Source organism: Micromonospora sp. CB01531 (assembly GCF_001905095.1).
GTDB lineage: Bacteria > Actinomycetota > Actinomycetes > Mycobacteriales > Micromonosporaceae > Micromonospora.
This window is the reverse complement of record NZ_LWLS01000072.1, coordinates 1-18,614: the sequence shown is the minus strand read 5'-3', so window position 1 is coordinate 18,614 and position 18,614 is coordinate 1. Positions and strand designations below refer to the sequence as shown.

Here is an 18,614-nt window from a genome sequence, read left to right as displayed (position 1 = left end):
CGACGCCCGGCTGCCGGCGACGAGCGGATGCGACGGCGGCGCCCCGGTGCCAGCAGCGACATGTCGTCGGCGTACGGCCGACGATAACGATGCCGGCGATGACCGACGCGCGTCTCGGCAGATGTCTATGCGGCGCGCCAAGGACTTCGTGCATCTGCTTGATGACGACCAATCGGCCCTTTTCGTAGCGTCCCCGTAGTGGTCGAGTCGGCGCGCCGAGTGAGCGCTGCCGCGCGGGCCGGATGTGGAGGAAGCCATGAGGGCGATCGTTTCGGTCGGCGCAGCGATGGCGATGCTAGCCGTGACGGCGCCGGCGATGGCCGCCGAGCGGGTCGAGGCGCCGACGATCGTGGTGAAGGACGGAGTCACCCAGCCGGAGTTCGGCTACGCCGACGCGATCCGCGAGCGGATCTGGGTCGACACGGACTTCGACAGCGACCGGGACGGCACCAAGGATATCATCCGTGTCGATCTCATCCGGCCGGCGGCGAGCGAGCAGGGCCTGAAGGTGCCCGTCATCATCGACGACAGCCCGTACTACGCGACTTTGGGGCGCGGCAACGAGTCCGAACTCAAGGCCGACCTCGATGGTGATGGCCTGCTCGACCGCTGGCCGCTGTTCTACGACAACTACTTCGTGCCCCGTGGCTACGCCGTTGCACTCGTCGACATGCCCGGCACGGCCGGTTCCACCGGCTGCCCGACGATCCAGGGCGCGAACGAGAACGCCTCCGGTCCGGCAGTCATCGACTGGCTCAACGGCCGCCGCAGCGGGCACGATTCCCACGGCGATCCCGTCGTGGTCGACTGGCACAACGGCAAGTCCGCGATGATCGGAAAGTCGTACGACGGGTCGCTGGCGATGGCCGCGGCGGCGTCCGGCGTCAGTGGCCTGTCCACGGTCGTTCCGATCTCAGGCCCGTACAACTACTACGACTACACGCGTACCGGCGGCATCGTCACGCGTGGCAACAACTACCTGGGATCGCTCGCCCGGACCATCACTGCTGACGACCCGGCGCGTCAATCCAGGTGCGCGCCGGTCTGGAACGAGATAGGGGCCAACGACGGCGACGAGCACGGCGACTACACGCCGTTCTGGCACGAGCGGAACTACCTGGACGACGCCGCGAACATCAACGCCAGCGTGTTCCTCGTCCACGGCATCCAGGACGACAACGTCCGGCCCGACCACTTCAGCAAGTTCTGGGAAGCGCTGAAGACGTACGACGTCCCGCGCAAGCTGTGGGTCGGCCGCGTTGGTCACATCGACCCGTTCGACTTCCGTCGGGAGGTGTGGGTCGACACGCTGCACCGCTGGTTCGACTACTGGCTTCAGGGGATCAACAACGGCGTCATGAACGAGCCGAAGGTCGACGTGGAACCGTCCGTCGGCGTCTGGGAGCAGCACGCCGACTGGCCGATCCCCCGCACCGGCAACGTCAACATGTGGCTGCGTCCCGGCACCGACAGCGCCGGCGGGCTCGCACTCACCCCGGCCGCGGGCGCGCCGACCACCCGTTCGTTCATCGACAACCCCAACCAACTCGAAGCAGCGATGATCGACAACCCGAACCAGCCGTCAGCGAACCGTCTGGCCTTCCTGTCCCCGCCGCTCGAGGAGGACCTACGTATCTCGGGCACCCCCGTGATCAACCTGACCGCATCGTCGAGCCTCGACGAGGCCTACTTCGGCGCGATCCTGGTCGAATATGGGCCGAGCACGCAGAACAGCCGAACCGGCGACGGAGTCCTCCAGACGACGCTGCCCGAGGAGTGCTACGGCGAGTCGAGCCCAGCCGACGACGGGTGCTACCGGCCCGTTGCGTACCGGCCGGCCAACGTCACCCAATGGCGGGTAACCAAGGGAATCCTCGACGGGCAGAACCGCAACTCCGTCGCGGCGGCAGAGCCCATGACACCGGGCCAGACGTACGAGATCAGTATTCCGCTGCTGCCGGAAGACTACGTCTTCTCCGCCGGCAACCGGATCGGCGTCATCATCGTCGGCAGCTACCGCAGTTACTCAGCCGAGCGGCTCACCTCGCGGCCGACCATCACGATCGACACCAAGGTCAGTCACCTCGCCCTGCCGGTGCTCGGCGGTCAGCAGGCCGCTCGTCGAGCCGGGATCCCGCTTCGCTAGTACGGTGTCCACCAGCGTTCGCCGCCGACCTTGCGCCAGCAGGCGCAAGGCCGGCGGCGAACTCGTCGACACGACGGGCGTACGCGAGCGTCGCCCGCTGACGCAAATCTCTTTGCGTGGCAGGACCCCGAGCGCCTAGCGTTGCTTCCCTCACGAGCAGGGAAGACATGCCCTGTCTGCGGCTTTTGAAGCATCAGATCGGAGGTGCGGAGCGGAATGACCTGTCACCTCGTCGCGCTCTGCTTCGATGCGAACGACCCGCTCCGTCTCGCGCGCTTCTGGGCCGGCGTCCTCGGTTGGGAGATGATCGACGACCCCCAGGACGGCATCGCGCTCCTGCCGAGCGATGACACCGGGTTCCGGCTCCGATTTCTGCCGAGCCAGGAGCAGAAGGCCGGCCAGAATCAGATGCACTTCGATCTGACCAGCGCCTCCCTCGAGGACCAGCAGCAGACGGTGGCGAGGTCACTCGAACTCGGCGCCCGGCACATCGACATCGGGCAGCGCCCGGAGGACGGTCATGTGGTGCTCGCCGACCCCGAAGGCAACGAATTCTGCGTCATCGAGCCGGGCAACAACTTCCTCGCCGACTGCGGATTCATCGGAGCGCTTGCCTGCGACGGTTCGCAGGAGGTCGGGTACTTCTGGAGCGACGCGCTGGACTGGCCGTTGGTCTGGGACCAGAACCAGGAGACCGCGATCCGCTCGCCGCACGGCGGCCCGAAGATCACCTGGGGCGGTCCGCCACTGATGCCGAAGACCGGGAAGAACCGGCTGCACTTCGACCTCGCTCCACCCGCCCACGGTGATCAGCAAGCGGAGGTCGACCGTCTCGTCTCCCTCGGGGCGACGCGTATCGACATCGGCCAGGGCGAGGTCAGCTGGGTGGTCATGGCCGATCCTGACGGCCACGAGTTCTGTGTGCTGACCCCGCGATAACGAGGTCGCGTAGTTCGTCCAGCACAATCTGGCTCGCTGCGGTGAGAGTTGATCGGCTGCGAACGGCCGCATAGACGTGGCGGGTCAACGGTCGGCGCAGCGGGCGGATGGCGACGTGGTAGCGACGGTCCACGGCAAGCTCGGGCAGGAGCGACACGGACAGGCCGGCCTCGACATGCGCCAGAAGCAGCTCGTAGCTGGCGAAGCGGCCAGCCACGACCGGCTCGAAGCCGGCCTGCCGGCAGGTGCTCGTCACCAGGTTCGACAGGTACGTGCCGGGCATGTCGATGGACCAGGCCGCACCGGCGAAGTCGGCCAGGTCCGCCGGTGCCTCCGACGCAGCCTGCGACTGCGGCAACACGAGCACGATGGCGTCGGTAAGCAGGGGGATGGTGTGCACGTCCGGGTCCAGCGGCATGGACCCGTCGATGAAGTCCGCGGTCACGATGATGTCGTAGTCACCGCGGCGCAGGGCCGGATGGCTGGCCTGTGGGTCGAGTTCGGCGACCTCAAGCTCGATGCTTGGATGCGCCTTCCGGAGCCGCGCGGCGAGCGGAATGACGACGGCCCGGATGGCGCTGGAGAAGGCCGCGAGGCGTACCGGCCCGGTTGGTTGTCCGGACAGGCCCTGTAGGTCCACCTCGGCGGCCTTGATCTGGTCGAGGATGATGCGGGCGTGCCGGGCGAGCGTGCGCCCAGCAGGCGTGAGCTGGACCCGGCGGCCGGTGCGCCGCAGGAGTTCGGCGTGGGCCTCCGCCTCCAGCACCGCCAGCTGCGCTGACACTGCCGACGGACTCATGTGCAGGGCGGCCGCGACGGCCCGCATGGTGCCGAGGCCGTCCAGCAGGCTGAGCATCTCCAGGCGTGCTGTGTTCAGCCGCATCGGAAACCCCCTGTGCGCGAATTCCGCACAGCATAGCCAGAAACCTCAGCTTTTCCCGCATAAGGAACGGTCCTATCGTGAGGCGTATGACGCTGACTACCGAGCAGAGTGCCGCCGAACAGTTCTGGTCTGACGCCGACCGCCATCTGGTGCGCTACGGCGCCGCATTCACGCCCGAGATCATCGAGCGCGCGGCCGGGAGCTTCGTGTACACCGCCGACGGCCGGCAGATCCTGGACTTCACCTCGGGTCAGATGAGCGCCATTCTCGGGCACTGTCATCCCGCGATCGTGCAAACGGTGCAGCGGGAAATCGCGAGCCTGGACCACCTGTTCAGCGGCATGCTGTCGCGCCCGGTCGTCGACCTCGCGCGCCGGCTCGCCGAGTCCCTCCCCCCGCCACTGGAGAAGGCGCTGCTGCTGACGACCGGCGCCGAGTCGAACGAGGCGGCCATCCGGATGGCCAAGCTCGTAACGGGCAAACACGAGGTCGTCGCCTTCGCCAAGTCGTGGCACGGCATGACGAACGCCGCAGCCGCGGCAACCTACAGCGCCGGCCACCACGGCTACGGGCCTACCCCGCCGGGAAACTTCGCGATCCCCACGCCCAACCCGTACCGCCCCGACTTCACCACCTCCGACGGGGAGCTGGACTGGCAGCGGCAGCTCGACTTCGGGTTCGCCCTCGTCGATGCCCAGTCATCGGGGAGTCTCGCCGCGTGCATCGTCGAGCCGATCCTCAGCTCTGGCGGCATCATCGAGCCACCGCCGGGCTACTTCGCCGCCCTGGCGCGCAAGTGCCGCGAGCGCGGCATGCTGTTGATCGTCGACGAGGCGCAGACCGGCCTGTGCCGCACCGGCACGTGGTACGCCTTCCAACGTGACGGCATCGTGCCGGACATCCTCACGCTGTCCAAGACGCTGGGCGCCGGCCTGCCGCTCGCCGCGGTGATCACGACCGAAGAGATCGAACAACGGGCACACGAGCGGGGTTACCTCTTCTACACCACACATGTGTCCGACCCCCTCGTCGCCGCCGTCGGCAACACCGTGCTCGACGTCCTCCAGCAGGAGCAGATGGACGTACGGGCACGGGAGCTCGGCGAATTCCTGCGCGCCGGCCTGCTTGACATCAGAGACCGGCACGGCGTGGTGGGAGACGTACGGGGGCGTGGCCTGATGCAGGGGATCGAACTCGTCCTCGACCGGGAGACGCGAGAAGGCTCGGACGTCCTCGGCGCCCAGGTCACCCGCCGCTGCCTCGAGCTCGGTCTCCACATGAACGTCGTGCAGCTGCCCGGCATGGGAAGCACCTTCCGGATCGCGCCACCCCTCACCACGACGCGCGAGGAACTGGCCCTCGGTCTGGAAATCCTGGACCAGGCGATCGGCGAGGCAGCGCCGGCCTGACCGGCCGCGTCACCCGTTCATGTCGCTGCGGCCAGAGAGGCGGTGGGCGTCTACTCGTCGAGGGCTTGCTGGAGCACCGGGTCGGGAGCTGAGGACACCGCGGGCGGGCGTGCGGTCACCAGGTCGTAGGCCACCTTCCACGCCGCGGGTACCTCGCGTGCGGCGTTCTTCGCCAGAGTCACTCGCCGGCAGCCGTCACAGCGGGCGGCGACTCCGCTCGCGTCGATGCCGAGGCGCCGGCACAGCGCCACCGCGCGGGGCAGATGCAGTGACTGGCTGACGAGCAGCGCCTGGCGTACGCCGTACACGTCATGAGCGCGCTTGCAGGTGTCGTAGCTGTCGAGACCGTACGGATCGCCGACGATGTGCTCGGCGGGCACGCCTGCGGCGACCAGGTACGCCGTCATCGCGGCGATCTCGTCGCCGGAGGCGCCGGCGCGGTCGCCGGAAACGAGCACGGCGCTCGCCTTGCCGTCCTTGACCAGTTGGATCGCCACGTCCAGCCGCCCCTTCAGGAACGGCATGGGCTGGGTGCCTCCCGGTGCCAGTTGCGCGCCGAACACGATCACGACCGGCGCCTCGGGCGCCTCATCGTACGGGTACAGGTGGCCGGCGGCGTTCGCCCGAACCCAGAGCGCCGGAGCAGCGAGGAGCAGCGCAAGCCCGGCCCCGACGACGAGGGCCCGCTGGACGAGTCGACGTCGCCGACGGGCCGGCCGGGAGCTGGAGCGCCCGGGCAGCCCGTCGGGGCGCGGACCGTCCGAATCGCCGGGTGGGAGCGACGCGGAAGGGTCTGGCGTGACGGTCATTGCCCGATGGTAGGCACCACCTCAAGCGGAAACCGTCGTGGACGCTTCCTGGCAGCGGGTTGAGCAGCAGTCAAGCGGTCGAGCGCTCGCGTCCCCAGGCGGCCAGCGGCTCGAGTGCGTCGTTGAGGCGCGTGCCGTCCTCGGTGTCATGCTGGAGCGTCAGGCGGTGCTGGATGGCCGGATGGTGCCGCCAGCCCTGGCGTCGGCCTTGTTGATCGTTGCCATCGCTACGGTTGGCTCGTCCACCCGGGCCACCGGGACCACCCGGACGCGGACCGGGCCGGATACGCCAGCGTGGCCGGTCCCGGGCGGAGCAGCCGGCCCGGGCCCGCCCGCGGTCCTCTCAGCTTTCGTCGGCTCGGCGGCGAGACGCTCGAGCGCGCGGGCAAGTTGTTGCCGGCCGTCGTCAAGGTGCCGGGCCACCGCCCGGATCTGCGCGATCATCGTCTCGCCGCCGGTCGGCATCACCTCCCGTGCCGCGTCGTCTCGCTCGACCCCGACGCCGCGGCGGTCGTTGTGCATCGCCCGCCGCGCCTCCTGCGCAGCGCCGCCGCCCGCCGCTCGTACGGAGTTGTCGTACTGCGCACGGGCGTACTCGGCGACCCGATGCGCGTACTCGTGGGCCTGGGCCATGATCTGCTCGGCTTCCCGTTGGGCCTCGGACAGCAGGTTGACCTCGTTGGCTCTGGGCAAGTCCGCGGCCGCGTCGGCGCTCGGGATCACCCCGTAGCGGTGCAGCTCAAGCTGGCCGGCGAGCCGCTCGTTCTCGGCCCGCAACCGTGCGATCTCGCTAGCAAGCAGGTCAAGCTCGTCGGCGGCCTGGATGCGGAAACGGTCGACCTCATCCGAGTCGTAGCCCCGACGGGCGAGCGACGGGGTGTTGAACTGCCAGCGCCTTACCCGATCGGCGGTTGGCCGCACCGCCGGCGCAGCGGGAACCTGTGTTCCGTTGCCTGTTCTGATCGGGGTCTCGCTCATCGGTCACCTCCGGGACCCTCAACTTCTGCATGCCCACGCTGTCCGGGCGGCATGCCCGGGCGACTACGGAAGCTGGCCGCCCGGGCATGGCCGGGAGCAGGGCTACTTGCCGCCGGTCAGGGCGATCAGCGCGCTGGCGGTGCGGAAGTACGGGTTGCGGCCGAGGTCCCCGATCGTGACAATGCCGAGCGCCTCCTTGAGCAGCTTGGCACCACCGTCGCTGACTCCGGCGAGGGCGGACACCGGGGCGTCGACCAGCTCGGTGACGGTCTGGTCCTGGTAGGCCTTGTCGACCAGCTTGGTGAGGTCGGCGGTGACGGGCATGAGAACTCCTTCTCTACGCAGCCTGGCATTTCCGGCTACTCGGTCGAAACCGAATGAATTAGATCATCATTCGCGCCACGAGGTCCACAAGGGACTGCGCAGCCGTCACTACCACCTTCCTCGCTGCCGAACGGGTGGTCGATCTCGTCGGCGAGATCCTCAGCGTCCGCATCGGATGGCATCGACCGGAGAACATAGCAAAACGGCCCGGTGGCCCAGGCCAGTTCGCCGCCTCATCGTCCAGGCCGGGTGGTCGCTGGCATTGCGACCGCATTGCCAACGAGGTACCGTGGTTTGCGATGCAGTCGTATTGCGAAAAAGGTGGGTCCCATGCGTCTGATCCCGCTGTCCGAGGCATCCGCCGAAATGATCGATCTGGTGGGCGGCAAGGCGGCCGCCCTGGGCGAGTTGATCCGCGCGGGCGAGCGTGTGCCGCCGGGGTTCTGCGTCACCACCGATGCGTACCGGTCGGGCACCATCCCGCAGGCGGAGATCGTCGACGCGTACGAGCGGCTCGGTGCGGGCCCGGTGGCGGTGCGGTCCAGTGCGACGGCCGAGGACCTGCCGGACGCAAGCTTCGCCGGGCAGCAGGACAGCGTCCTCAACGTCACCGGCGCCGCTGAACTGATCGCTGCCGTCGAGAAGTGCTGGGGCTCGCTGCACAACGCCCGCGCGGTCGCCTACCGCGACGCCCACCACATCGATCACGACGCGGTCCGGATGGCCGTCGTCGTACAACGGATGGTCGCCGCCGAGGTATCGGGGGTGCTGTTCACGGCGAACCCACTGACCGGCTGCCGCACGGAGATGATGGTCGACGCCGCGCCGGGTCCCGGCACGGCGGTGGTGGACGGTCAGGCTGTCGTCGACCACTACCTCCTCAACGGGTTGGACCAGGATGGCACCGGTTGCCTGGCAAGGGCCCAACTGGCCGAGCTGCGGGCCGTCGGCGAGCGCCTCCAGCGGCACTTCGGCTGCCCGCAGGACGTGGAGTGGGCGATCGACGAGGACGGGACAATGTGGCTGCTGCAGTCGCGGCCAATCACCACCCTCTTCCCCCTCCCTCCGGACACCGACAAACCCCTTCCGCGCGTCTACCTGGAGTTCGGCCACGTCCAGGGCATGCTCCAGCCCGTCACGCCGATGGGCATGTCCACGCTGACGTCGCTGGTCGCGGCGATGCTCGCCGCGCTCGGTATCAGGGCCGAGATCGTCGACATCGGTGGGCGGCTCTACGGCGACCTGACCGACCTGGCGCGCAGCAGATCCGCCCGCAGACGACTGGTCAAGCTCATGGCGGTCGACTTCGGACCGCGCGCCCAGGCGGTCATGCAGCAGGTCCTGGCGGACCCGCGGTTCGCTCCGGGCAAGGACCGCCCGGAGCGCCGAAACGGGTCGAACGGGGCGTCCCTGCGGACGGCCGTGCGGCTGGTGGTCGGGGTCGTGCGGGCGCTGGCCCGACCCGACGCGGCGCGGACGCGTATGTTCGACGCCATCGAGCAGCTGAAACTACGGTCCGCTGCGCCCGACGGCCTGTGTGCCGCCGCGGAACGGCTGCGCTTCGTGCAGGCCCAGGAGGCGGCGAGCAGCCCAGCTGACATCGTCTCCCCCATCGTGGCCGGCATGCTCGCGGCCGCGCTGCCAGCCCAGCTGCTCAAGGGCGTCGTTCGCGAGGACGAGATCCACGCCGTACTGGGTGGGATGCCTTACAACGTCACCATCGAAATGGATCTCGCGCTGTGGCGGCTCACCCAGCGCGCCGGCGACCACCGACAGTTGCTGCTGCACACGCCGCCCGACGAGTTGGCCGCGCGGTACCGGCAGGGGACGCTCCCGGACATCGGGCTGGCGGCGTTCCTGGACACCTACGGCCACCGCGGCGTCGCCGAGGTCGACCTCGGAGTGCCGCGCTGGAACGAAGACCCGGCGCCGGTCTTCACCATGATCGCCAACTACCTACGGGTCACCGATCCGGAGCAGGCACCCGACCGGCGCTTCGCACGCGCGGCCGCCACGGCGGAAGCCACCCTGCACGAGCTCGGCGCCCGGGCCCGCCGCCGCAGGCCGGTGCGGGGGCGACTCGCCGGGTTCCTGCTGCGCCGTGCCCGGGCGTTGGCCGGACTGCGCGAGGCGGGCAAGTTCGCCGGCCTGTACCGGCTGCAGGAGATGCGGCGGCAACTGCTCTCCGTGGGCGTTGACCTGACCGGCAGCGGGCTGCTCGATCAGCCCGGCGACATCATGTTCCTGACCCTCGACGAGGTGCACGACGCCGTGCACCAAAACGTCGACCACCGGCAGACGGTCGCCTCCCGCAGAGCGGTCCACCAGCGGGAGTCGCGCCGCCGGGCCGTACCGGTGGCGCTGCTGTCGGACGGCACCGACCTGGAGGCGATCCTGCCGGCGCCGGCCACCGCGGATGGCGCGCTGACGGGCGTAGGGGCGGCAGCGGGCCGCGCGACCGGACCCGCCCGAGTCGTCCACGACCCGGGCACCGCCCACATCGAACCCGGCGATGTCCTGGTCACCGCGACCACGGACCCGGGATGGACCCCACTGTTCCTCACCGCCGGGGCGCTGGTCACCGAAACCGGTGCGGTCATGGCCCACGGCCCCACCGTGGCCCGGGAGTACGGCATCCCCGCCGTCATCTGCGTCCCGGACGCGACCCGGAAAATCTCCACGGGTCAGATCATCACCGTGGACGCCGCGGCCGGAACGGTGACGATCCACTGACCGATGCCGGTGAAGACTCCCGACCAGGCCGAATTCCGGGTCGTTGGCGAGTCCGAGCGCATTGCCCGAAGCACGACCAGGGCATCGGGCCCCGCAGGCAGTCCAGCCCGCGGGGCCCGTTGTCACGCGGTCAGTTCCACAACTGGAAATGGTCGCTGCCGGAGCAGGCCCACTGGAAGATGTTCCCGTTCTGGCCGGCGGTCGATGCGTCGGCGTCCAGGCAGGTCCCGGTGCCGACGTTGTGCAGTCCGGCGTTGGCGTCGCCGTTGGTGTTGAGCTGCCCGCTGCCCGAGAACCACCACCGCTGGTAGGGATCGCCGGTGGTGTTGCAGGCCCACTGGGTGATCGCCCCGCCGTTGCGGATGTCGGACGAGATGGCGTCCAGACAGGTGCCGGTACCGACGTTCTGGAGCACCGGGTTGTAGTTGTTCGCGCCGACCACCACGCGCCACTGCTGGTAGCTGTCGCTGCTGTTGCAAGGCCACTGGGCGATCCGCCCGCCGTTGCGGACGTCGGACGAGATGGCGTCCAGGCAGGTGCCGGCGCCCCGGCTCTTCAGCTGGAACGAGAACCCGGTGATGGCGTCGCGCGCCGTGTTCAGGTAGTTCCGCCATGCCCCGTTGTTGTAGGTCGACCACGGGGTCCAGTTGCTGCCGTGGTTGGAGATGTTCCACGCCGCGTTGGCGTTGCACTGGACCTGGTAGGCGCAGGCGTCACTGACCTCGGGGTGCCAATAGTTGTTGATCTGCCACAGGCCGCGGTCGATCGAGCCGGGGTTCTGGCCCGTCGCCGACGGGTTGCAGCTCGACTCGGCCATGGCGACCGCCACAGCGACCACGATCTGCCGGACGTTGCCCGCAGACGTGCTGACGTTCGCGGTGTACGAGAAGCCGGCCTTGGCGGCCACCTTGGCACAGACCGTGGCGGCGGCAGAGGCCGCCGCGGCCATCGTGCCCGTGGGCACACCGACCCCCGCGTCCAGCGATGCCGGCACCGGTCCGTCGGTGCGAGCGGTACCGTCGGCCGACGCCGAGGCCGCACCTGTCGGAACCATCAACACAGCGGCCAGCGCCACGGCCAACAGTCGCACCGGTCGAATCCGGCCGGCGCCCCGCCGCCACGGGAATCTTCTGCTTACGGGATCGAATCGCACGCATGCCTCCCAAGGACGACGGCTTATCCACCAGGGACCTGCACTGCCCGCTTCGCACTCCTGAACCGAGCAACCCCGATTATGATAGATCTAGATGTCTCGATTTAACTATGGCGATTGTGTAAGTCCAGCGGTTACGAGACGTGCAACAGCGGAGGGCTAACCGACGAGGCTTCGTTTTCCCGAACCAAACACCCCGGCTGGATCGTAAAAATTCTTGATCTCACTGAGCCGACCAGCGTCCGCGCTGGGCCAGGCACCGTAGGGACCGTCGGTGGCCTCCAGGGATCCCCGGAAGTTGGCCAAGGCGAGGCCGGGAGCGGCGAACGGCTCAAGCGCGTCGAGGACGCTGCCTACGACGGCCGGCACGACCTGCTCGAGCCCGGGCAGCAGCGGTCCGAGTCCCAGCAGCGAGAAGGCCCCGCCGCGGCCGCTCACGGCGTTGGGCACCGCCGCTTGCCGGGCCAGTGCGCCGCCGAGGAGTCGCAGCTCCACCATCGCGAGCGGCACCTCCACGTGCGGGCCGGCCGCCGCGATCAGCGCGTCCACCGCCTCGGCCGGCAGATGCCGCAACACGACCCCGGCGTGATGTTCCGGCATCGGATCAGTGGGTTCGGAGTGGATGGCGTCGACGCCGACGTACGGCATCTCTGCCACCGAGTCGATCAACACCGGTGCCGCCGCCCGCATCGGAGCGAGCATGCGCTCACCTTCCTCGACGCCGCCGAGGTGCGCTATCCGCAGATGGACCACGAACTGCCCGCGAAGCGGCTCGGGCAGCTGCGGCAGGTCGGGCAGGCGCAGCAGGGCGATGGACGTGGTCGTCTGCTCGGACAGCGTCGGGGCCCAGGTCCGGAAGGCGTGCAGTACGTCCGCCGTGGCGCTCGCCGGGTAGAAGATGCCGCCGCCGTAGAGGCTGCGCACCGGAACCAGATCGAATTCGATCGCGGTCACCACGCCGAAGCCGATGCGGCCGGCTCCACGCAGGGCCCAGAACAGGTCCGGCTCACTCTCCGCGTCGGCCCTCCGGAGCATTCCATCCGCGGTCACCAGCTCGACCGCCCGAACGTGGTCGGCGGCGAATCCGAAGGTGCGGGCCATGACCGGGACACCGCCGCCGAGGGTGTAACCGACCACGCCCACGCCGGAGGACGACCCGTTGAGCGGGGCGAGGCCGTGCTTGGCCGCCGTCTCGATCACGCTCCGCCACCGTACGCCGGCGCCCACTCTAGCCCGCCGGGCGACCGGGTCGACCCGAACCTCGTCGAGTCGCCGCGTGGTGATCAGGATGCCGCCGTCGGTGGCTGCCAGCTGGCCGTGGCCGGTCGACTGCACGGCCACCGCCAGTCCCTGCTCGGCGGCCCAACCTACCGCCGCCGCCACATCACCGGCGTCGGTGGCTCCCACCACGACGTCCGGCCGGTGGACGATGGCCGCGTTGAACCCGGCGATCTCAGTAGTGAAGCCGTCGTCGCCGGGCTGTAGCACGGGTCCGCGGACCCGCCGGGCCAAGGCGACGGTGTCGACCGTACGCACCGGTTGACTCCTCATGGACAGGGCGCCCACAAGCCGGGCGCCGGATGACATGACGGTGTCAGCCGGCGCTTGGGTCGGACTTGGCCCACGCATGGACTGGCGTTCAAGCGGGATCCAAGCGACGTACGGCCGAGGACGGAACGCCGGTACGGGCCGACCCGGCCGAGGTCAGGCAGTGAACTGCACCGATTGGCTGAGGCTCGCCTGGATGAGGTGCGCCACGCCCAGCCGCCGATGCGCGGCGAGCGCGGCGTGCGCATGCACGCCCGCCTGTTCGGTTCGGCCCAGCCGGTGCGCGAGCTCGGCGAGCGCGTAGTGGTTCGAGCCCCACGTGGCGCCGCCGGAGCCGACGCCGGCGAACCGGTCGGCGAACGGGGAGAGGATCTCGTAGAGGCGAGCCGGGTCCGGTACGCCGAGCCGAGCGGCGACCAGAGCCCACTGGTACGTCACGATGTCCCAGGACCAGTCGCGGCGGATCGTCCAGCCCCATTTCTCCAGCAGCTTCCCGGCGAGCGCCTCGTCACTCGATTCGCAGGCCGCCAGGACCGCGGTGGGGCGCAGCAGTTGCAGCTCCGGCTCATCGGCCCGAGTGACCAGCTCGTCGAGTAGCTCACCCGGCCGGCCCTGGAAGCGGCGGCTGGTGTAGAGCAGGACCAACCTCATCCACTTCCCGCCCCACATGTTGGTCCGCCGCTGCTCGGTGAAGGCGTCCTCGACCAAGCGTTCAGCCTCGGCCCAGCGCCCGTCCAGGATGGCCCGACCGCCGGCGGCGTAGGTGACCTGAGCAGCGAGCTCGGGCATGCGGATCTCGGTCAACAGGTGGCGGCATCGCGCCAGGTCGCGGTCGTACCCGGCGACGTCGCCGGTGGACATCAGCAAGATCATGCGATGCAGCCGGGCCACAATCTCCACCCGCCGGGGCAGGGGGCCAAGCTCGAGCATCTCGTTCACGGCGGCCAGCCGTCGGCCATCACGGTCCGGGATCGAGGCGGCGGCTACCGCGTAGTTGCTCAGGGTACGTGCCCGCAGTTCCACGTCGCCGTACCGGCGGGAAAGCTCGACCGCCTCCTCGGCGAGCCGCTCCCCCTCGTCGCGTCGGTCACCGTAGAACAGCTCGACTCCGAGCGTGCCGAGCAGCGCCGCCCGGCGCACGTGGTCGGCCGGCTCAAGCCGGGCGAGCTGGTCCTCCAGGATCGCCACCATGCGCTCGTCCACCTGCCCGTAAGTCCGCCAGTTCCAGAGCGTCACGCCGCCGAAGACGGTAGCCGCAGCGATCACCAGCGAGTCGTCGCCCAGCCTGGTACCGAGCGCGACCGCCTCGTTCAGCGCGACGTGCGCGCCCACCACATCTCCGGCGAGTCGCCTGGCCTTGCCCAGTTGCACCAACAGCTCGCATCGGCATCTGACCGCGTTCGCACCCGTGGGGTCGAGCGCGGCCAGGGCGACGGTGAGGAACTCAACCGCCTCGTCATAGGCGAGCTGCGCCTCGGCCAACTCCGCGGCTCGCCGGGCGTAACCGACTGCCTTCGCCGAGGCCCCGATCCGGGCGGCGGCGGCGAAGTGGTGGGCGAGCAGCCCGATCGTGGCGGGATCCTCGCCTCGGTGCAGGCTCTCGAGCGCCTCGCCGACCCGCCGGTGCACGCGCGCCCGCTGCAACCGGCTCAGCTCCGCGTAGAGAGCGTCGCGGACCAGGGAGTGGGCGAACCGGTAGTTCCAGCCGTCGGGCACCTCGACCAGCAGGCCGCTCGCGACAGCCGGTTCGAGCAGGCTCAGCACCCGTTCGTAGTCCAGGCCGGCGGCATTCTCCAACAGCACCGTGTCGACATCGCGTCCGATGACGGCGGCAGCTCGCAGCAGGGCCTGGGTTTCCTCGGGCATCCGGGCGATCCGCCGGCCGATAACGTCGCGCACGCTCTCCGGCACCGCGGACTCCGCGATCACCTCCTGGTTGGTCCAGCCGCCGGGGTGCTCGCTCGCCAGCAGCCGCAGCAGCTCCCGGAGATAGAACGGGTTCCCGCCGGTCCGCTCGTGCAGCGCGACGACGACGGCGACGTCGGGCTCCACCACGCCCGACCGGAGGTAGTCACGCACGTCGGCCGCGGAGAACGGCGGCAGGCTCACCCGCTCCACGCCCCGTTCGTTCGCCAGCGCGCCGAGCATCTCGCGCAGCGGTTGGTCATGATCGCCCGGCTCAGCCCGCATCGTGGCGAGCACCAGTATCGGCAGCCGGCTCAGTCCGCCGGCGAGATGGGTCAGCAGCCGCAGCGAGGCGGCGTCCGCGAGGTGCACATCGTCGATGACCAACAGCGTCGGCTGCCGCTCCGCCACCGTACGCAGCAGCTCACCCACAGCCTCATAGAGGTGAAACCGTGCCGCGTCCGGGTCACCCGCCGGCTCCCGCGACTCAACGACCCCGGTCAGCGCGGCGAGAAGGCGTTCCTTCTCCGGGCTCGGCGGCACCGCGTGCATCAGTTGGATCCACGGCCAGAACGCAGGAGTGGCGCTGCCCTCCACGCACCGGCTCCAGGCGACCGCCATCCCCGCCGCCGTCGCTCGCTCGACCACGCGTTCGGTGAGAAAGGTCTTGCCGACGCCGGCCCCGCCAGCGACGAAGAGCAGTCCACCCCGGCGCCGGGTCGCGGCCGTGAGCCGGTCGTCGATCGACTCGAGCTGCGGGCCCCGGCCCACCATCGTCGCGGCCGCAGCCGGCTGCGGCGTTTGCACGACGCCCGGTTCATCAGCTGGCCGGGCGTCGGCTGCCCCGGGGCCCAGCAACGGCTCGGAGCGCAGTACGGGAGGTGTGGCCGGGATCGCCGCGGGCGTGTCCGGGCGGGAAGTGAGCGCCAGCGCGGGATCCTGCCGCAGGATCGCCCGCTCGAGCGCCTGTAGCTGTGGGCCTGGCGGCAGCCCCAGCTGCTCGTCCAACATCGCGCGCGCCTCGCGGTACGCCTCCAGTGCTTCGGCCTGGCGGCCGTCCCGGTACAGCGCCACCATGAGCTGGGCCCACGACCGCTCCCGGAACGGGTCCTGCCGCAGCAGCGCCCGGGCCTGCGCGGCTGCCTGCGCGTTCCGTCCCAGGCCGAGCCGGGCTTCGGTGAGATCCTCGGTGGCGTCCTGGCGCAGCGCGGTCAGCCGGGTGACCACCGGCGTCGCGAAGGCTTCGTCCGCGAACTCGAGCAACGGCTCGCCGCGCCACTGCTCCAGCGCGACGGCCAGCAGCCGTTCCGCCTCCCCGGGCAGGTCCGCGGCGAGCGCGGCCCGACCGGCCTCGACCTGCGTTTCGAACCGCACGGCGTCCACCTGATCCGGCCGCACCGCGAGCAGATAGCCCGGCTCCCGGGTGAGGAGCACGGTGGGCGCGGCGCGTGGCGAACGGTCCGGCTCCAGGATGCGCCGCAGCTGCGAGATGTACGCCTGCAGCGTGCCGGTGGCGCTCGACGGCGCCTCATCCGCCCACAGGCCGGCGATGATGCGATCCAGTGATACGACCCGTCCCGCCTCCAGCGTCAGCAACGCGAGCACGGCGCGCTGCTTCCGAGTGCCGAGGCGCAGCTCGCCGCCGCCCGGGCCGGTGACCGTCAGCGGGCCGAGTACGCGAAAGTCCAGCGCCGCCGCCCAGGGAGCAGCGGGCTCTGCCACGCCCATCCCGCCTCCCCTCTCAGAGCTCGCGCACCCACCACCCGGCCTCCGGGTCATCCTTGCTGGCCGGGAGACCCGCTGGGAATACGGCGGTCGGCTCTACCTGGCAGACCACAAATCCAGCGCCGGCGAGGAGCGCGCGCGCCGCTGGCTGGTCGGCGCTCAGGTGAACCCACAGTCGCTGTGCCCCCTCGGCCTGCAGCACCCTGGAGAGCTCGGCGAGCAGGCGCCGGCCGAGCCCACGCCGTCGGAACGGCACCGAAACCGCAAACCGTCCGAGCCACGCCGTCGGATCATTCGGTTGGTGATGGACGACGCACGCGGCGAGCGGCGCCACGGAGGGATCGCTGGAGACGTCCGAGAGGGTGGCGACGCGGAACCCGACCGCCGGCACTTCCGACGCGGGGTCCGGCTCGTGCAGCATCCGCAGCGCGGCGGCAGCCCGCTCCGGCCGCACCATGCGCAGGAGCAGCGTACTGGGCGTGGGGACCTCGTACTGTGCCATGCCGGCACCGTGGCATCCGCGACTTGGACGCGGCTAGTGCGGTGTCCACTAACGTTCGCCGGGTTGGCGGCGGCCGGATTTTGTCGTACCTGTCGGGTTGGGTGTGGTGGTGCCTCGTCGTCGGGATCCTGCTGCGCCTCGGGTGGTGTATCGGACTGCGCGTGTGGCGGTGCGGGTGACGTCGGGGCAGCGGCGGCGGTGTTTCGGGTTGCTGCGCTCGGCTGGTGACGTGTGGGCGTGTGTGTTGGAGGTCAACGGGTGGCGGCGCCGCCGTCAGGACGCGCCGCTGACCGGCTACCAGGCGTTATGCCGGGAGCTGTCCGGGTCGGGTCCGGGCACGTTCGGTGAGCTGGATTCGGTGGGTGCCCGGTCGGTGTTGCGGCGGTTCTCCGATGCCTGGTTCGCGGCGGCGAAAGCCCGTAAGGATGGTGACTTGTCGGCGCGGTTTCCGCGTCGTCGTCGGGCGTTGATGCCGGTGCGCTGGCATCACGGCACGTTCACCCTCGACGGCCGGCGGGTGCGGATCCCGACCGCCCAAGGCGCGTCGCCGTTGTGGCTCCGGTTGGCGCGGGAGGTGCCGTATCCGGTCGAGCAGGTCCGCTCGGTCACCCTGCTGTGCGAGGGCGGCCGCCTGTTCCTCGACATCACCGCCGAAGTCCCGGTAGCGGTGTATCCACCCGGTGAGGGCCCGGACCCGGGCCGGGTGGCCGGGGTGGATCTGGGCATCATCCACCCGTATGCGGTGGCCGGCCCGGACGGTGAGGGGATGTTGGTGTCGGGGCGGGCGATCCGCGCCGAGCACCGTATGCACCTGGCCGACACGAAAGCTCGCCGCCGTGCCGTCGCGCGGCGGGCGCCGAAGCCGGGTCAGCGAGGATCACGGCGGTGGCGAAAGTACCGGCGGCGGGCTCGGCTGGTGGAGGGCCGGCATCGGCGCAGGGTCCGGCAGGCCCAGCACGAGGCCGCCCGCCAGGTGGTGTCGTGGGCGGTGGAGCAGCGGGTTGGTGTGCTCAGGGTCGGTGACCCGCGCGGTGTGTTGGACATCGACGCGGGGCGGCGGCATAACCTGCGGCTGCGGCAGTGGCAGATCGGTCGGCTGATGCAGGTCCTCACCGACAAAGCTGTCCAGGCCGGCATCACCGTCGACCCCGTCAACGAACGCGGCACCTCCTCCACCTGCCCCGCCTGCCTACGGCGGGTACCGAAACCCCGCGGCCGGACCCTGTCCTGCCCGCACTGCCAGTTCATCGGGCACCGTGACCTTGTCGCGGCGGCCATCATCGCCACCCGTATCCCGGGCGGCGGACCCACCACTTCGGCAGCCGTTGTGCTGCCGGAGGTGGTCACGCACCGTCGAGCCGGACGGCACCTGCCCGGTGCCGGCCAGTCCCGGCGTGACCCCCGCCGCCCACACCGGGTGGCGAGAGGGTCAGTTGGCCTGCGGAGGCCCGCCCCACCACCAGGTGGGGAGTCGCTCGCCTCAACGGCGAGGATCCACAACGGTGCATCGGAAGCCCGGTGAACGTTAGTGGACACCGCACCAGTGAGGCTCCGCCTCGG

13 protein-coding genes are annotated in these 18,614 nt (G+C 70.2%); 5 read left to right on the top strand and 8 right to left on the bottom strand.

Annotated elements, in window-relative coordinates; translation table 11 throughout:
• The first annotated feature begins 256 nt into the window (after positions 1-256).
• Entirely contained in the window at positions 257-2,146 is a 1,890-nt protein-coding gene (locus A6A27_RS19330) for a CocE/NonD family hydrolase (RefSeq protein ID WP_073836033.1), read from the top strand.
• 216 nt (positions 2,147-2,362) lie between these two features.
• Positions 2,363-3,085: a VOC family protein gene (locus A6A27_RS19325; RefSeq protein WP_073836032.1), complete on the top strand. Its 723-nt coding sequence runs from the start codon at positions 2,363-2,365 to the stop codon at positions 3,083-3,085.
• Here A6A27_RS19325 and A6A27_RS19320 read toward each other — a convergent pair.
• Complete coding sequence (locus A6A27_RS19320) at positions 3,036-3,968, bottom strand: LysR substrate-binding domain-containing protein (RefSeq protein ID WP_073836031.1); 933 nt, start codon at positions 3,966-3,968, stop codon at positions 3,036-3,038. The genes A6A27_RS19325 and A6A27_RS19320 overlap by 50 nt on opposite strands.
• Here A6A27_RS19320 and A6A27_RS19315 point away from each other — a divergent pair.
• Positions 3,950-5,377 (top strand): aspartate aminotransferase family protein, encoded by a 1,428-nt coding sequence (locus A6A27_RS19315; RefSeq protein ID WP_241825343.1) that lies wholly within the window; start codon positions 3,950-3,952, stop codon positions 5,375-5,377. The two genes, A6A27_RS19320 and A6A27_RS19315, sit on opposite strands and share 19 nt — an antisense overlap.
• Before the next feature lie 50 nt (positions 5,378-5,427).
• Here A6A27_RS19315 and A6A27_RS19310 read toward each other — a convergent pair whose 3' ends face one another.
• The 3 genes from A6A27_RS19310 to A6A27_RS19300 form a co-directional block, all read right to left on the bottom strand.
• Complete coding sequence (locus A6A27_RS19310; RefSeq protein WP_083672701.1) at positions 5,428-6,186, bottom strand: SanA/YdcF family protein; 759 nt, start codon at positions 6,184-6,186, stop codon at positions 5,428-5,430.
• 159 nt (positions 6,187-6,345) lie between these two features.
• Positions 6,346-7,164 carry a DivIVA domain-containing protein gene (locus tag A6A27_RS19305; RefSeq protein WP_143194074.1) on the bottom strand — a complete coding sequence of 273 codons (819 nt, stop codon included), beginning with the start codon at positions 7,162-7,164 and terminating at the stop codon, positions 6,346-6,348.
• 102 nt (positions 7,165-7,266) lie between these two features.
• Entirely contained in the window at positions 7,267-7,488 is a 222-nt protein-coding gene (locus A6A27_RS19300) for a hypothetical protein (RefSeq protein ID WP_073836028.1), read from the bottom strand.
• Positions 7,489-7,818: 330 nt separating this feature from the next.
• Between A6A27_RS19300 and A6A27_RS19295 the strand changes: the two genes are divergently transcribed.
• Entirely contained in the window at positions 7,819-10,221 is a 2,403-nt protein-coding gene (locus tag A6A27_RS19295) for a PEP/pyruvate-binding domain-containing protein (protein ID WP_073836027.1), read from the top strand.
• Between the two features lie 130 nt (positions 10,222-10,351).
• Here the strand turns inward: A6A27_RS19295 and A6A27_RS19290 are convergent, their stop codons facing one another.
• The 4 genes from A6A27_RS19290 to A6A27_RS19275 all read right to left on the bottom strand — a co-directional run bounded on the left by A6A27_RS19290 (position 10,352) and on the right by A6A27_RS19275 (position 17,054).
• On the bottom strand, positions 10,352-11,215 hold the full coding sequence (locus tag A6A27_RS19290; RefSeq protein ID WP_143194073.1) for a ricin-type beta-trefoil lectin domain protein: 864 nt from the start codon (positions 11,213-11,215) through the stop codon (positions 10,352-10,354).
• Between the two features lie 318 nt (positions 11,216-11,533).
• Entirely contained in the window at positions 11,534-12,910 is a 1,377-nt protein-coding gene (locus A6A27_RS19285; RefSeq protein ID WP_198940364.1) for an FAD-binding oxidoreductase, read from the bottom strand.
• Between the two features lie 168 nt (positions 12,911-13,078).
• Positions 13,079-16,555, bottom strand: a complete 3,477-nt coding sequence (locus tag A6A27_RS19280) for a BREX system ATP-binding domain-containing protein (RefSeq protein WP_073836025.1) — start codon at positions 16,553-16,555, stop codon at positions 13,079-13,081.
• Between the two features lie 13 nt (positions 16,556-16,568).
• Positions 16,569-17,054, bottom strand: coding sequence for a GNAT family N-acetyltransferase (locus A6A27_RS19275; RefSeq protein WP_073836024.1), 486 nt, complete (start codon positions 17,052-17,054; stop codon positions 16,569-16,571).
• Positions 17,055-17,157: 103 nt separating this feature from the next.
• Between A6A27_RS19275 and A6A27_RS19270 the strand changes: the two genes are divergently transcribed.
• Complete coding sequence (locus tag A6A27_RS19270; protein ID WP_338013299.1) at positions 17,158-18,576, top strand: RNA-guided endonuclease InsQ/TnpB family protein; 1,419 nt, start codon at positions 17,158-17,160, stop codon at positions 18,574-18,576.
• Positions 18,577-18,614 lie beyond the last annotated feature (38 nt).

Excerpts from the sequence above, each read along its gene's own strand:
- A6A27_RS19325 (WP_073836032.1), top strand. The coding sequence starts at position 2,363 with ATGACCTGTCACCTCGTCGCGCTCTGCTTCGATGCGAACGACCCGCTC.
- A6A27_RS19310 (WP_083672701.1), bottom strand. The coding sequence starts at position 6,186 with ATGACCGTCACGCCAGACCCTTCCGCGTCGCTCCCACCCGGCGATTCG.
- A6A27_RS19305 (WP_143194074.1), bottom strand. The coding sequence starts at position 7,164 with ATGAGCGAGACCCCGATCAGAACAGGCAACGGAACACAGGTTCCCGCT.
- A6A27_RS19330 (WP_073836033.1), top strand. The coding sequence starts at position 257 with ATGAGGGCGATCGTTTCGGTCGGCGCAGCGATGGCGATGCTAGCCGTG.
- A6A27_RS19320 (WP_073836031.1), bottom strand. The coding sequence starts at position 3,968 with ATGCGGCTGAACACAGCACGCCTGGAGATGCTCAGCCTGCTGGACGGC.
- A6A27_RS19280 (WP_073836025.1), bottom strand. The coding sequence starts at position 16,555 with ATGGGCGTGGCAGAGCCCGCTGCTCCCTGGGCGGCGGCGCTGGACTTT.
- A6A27_RS19300 (WP_073836028.1), bottom strand. The coding sequence starts at position 7,488 with ATGCCCGTCACCGCCGACCTCACCAAGCTGGTCGACAAGGCCTACCAG.
- A6A27_RS19295 (WP_073836027.1), top strand. The coding sequence starts at position 7,819 with ATGCGTCTGATCCCGCTGTCCGAGGCATCCGCCGAAATGATCGATCTG.
- A6A27_RS19275 (WP_073836024.1), bottom strand. The coding sequence starts at position 17,054 with ATGGCACAGTACGAGGTCCCCACGCCCAGTACGCTGCTCCTGCGCATG.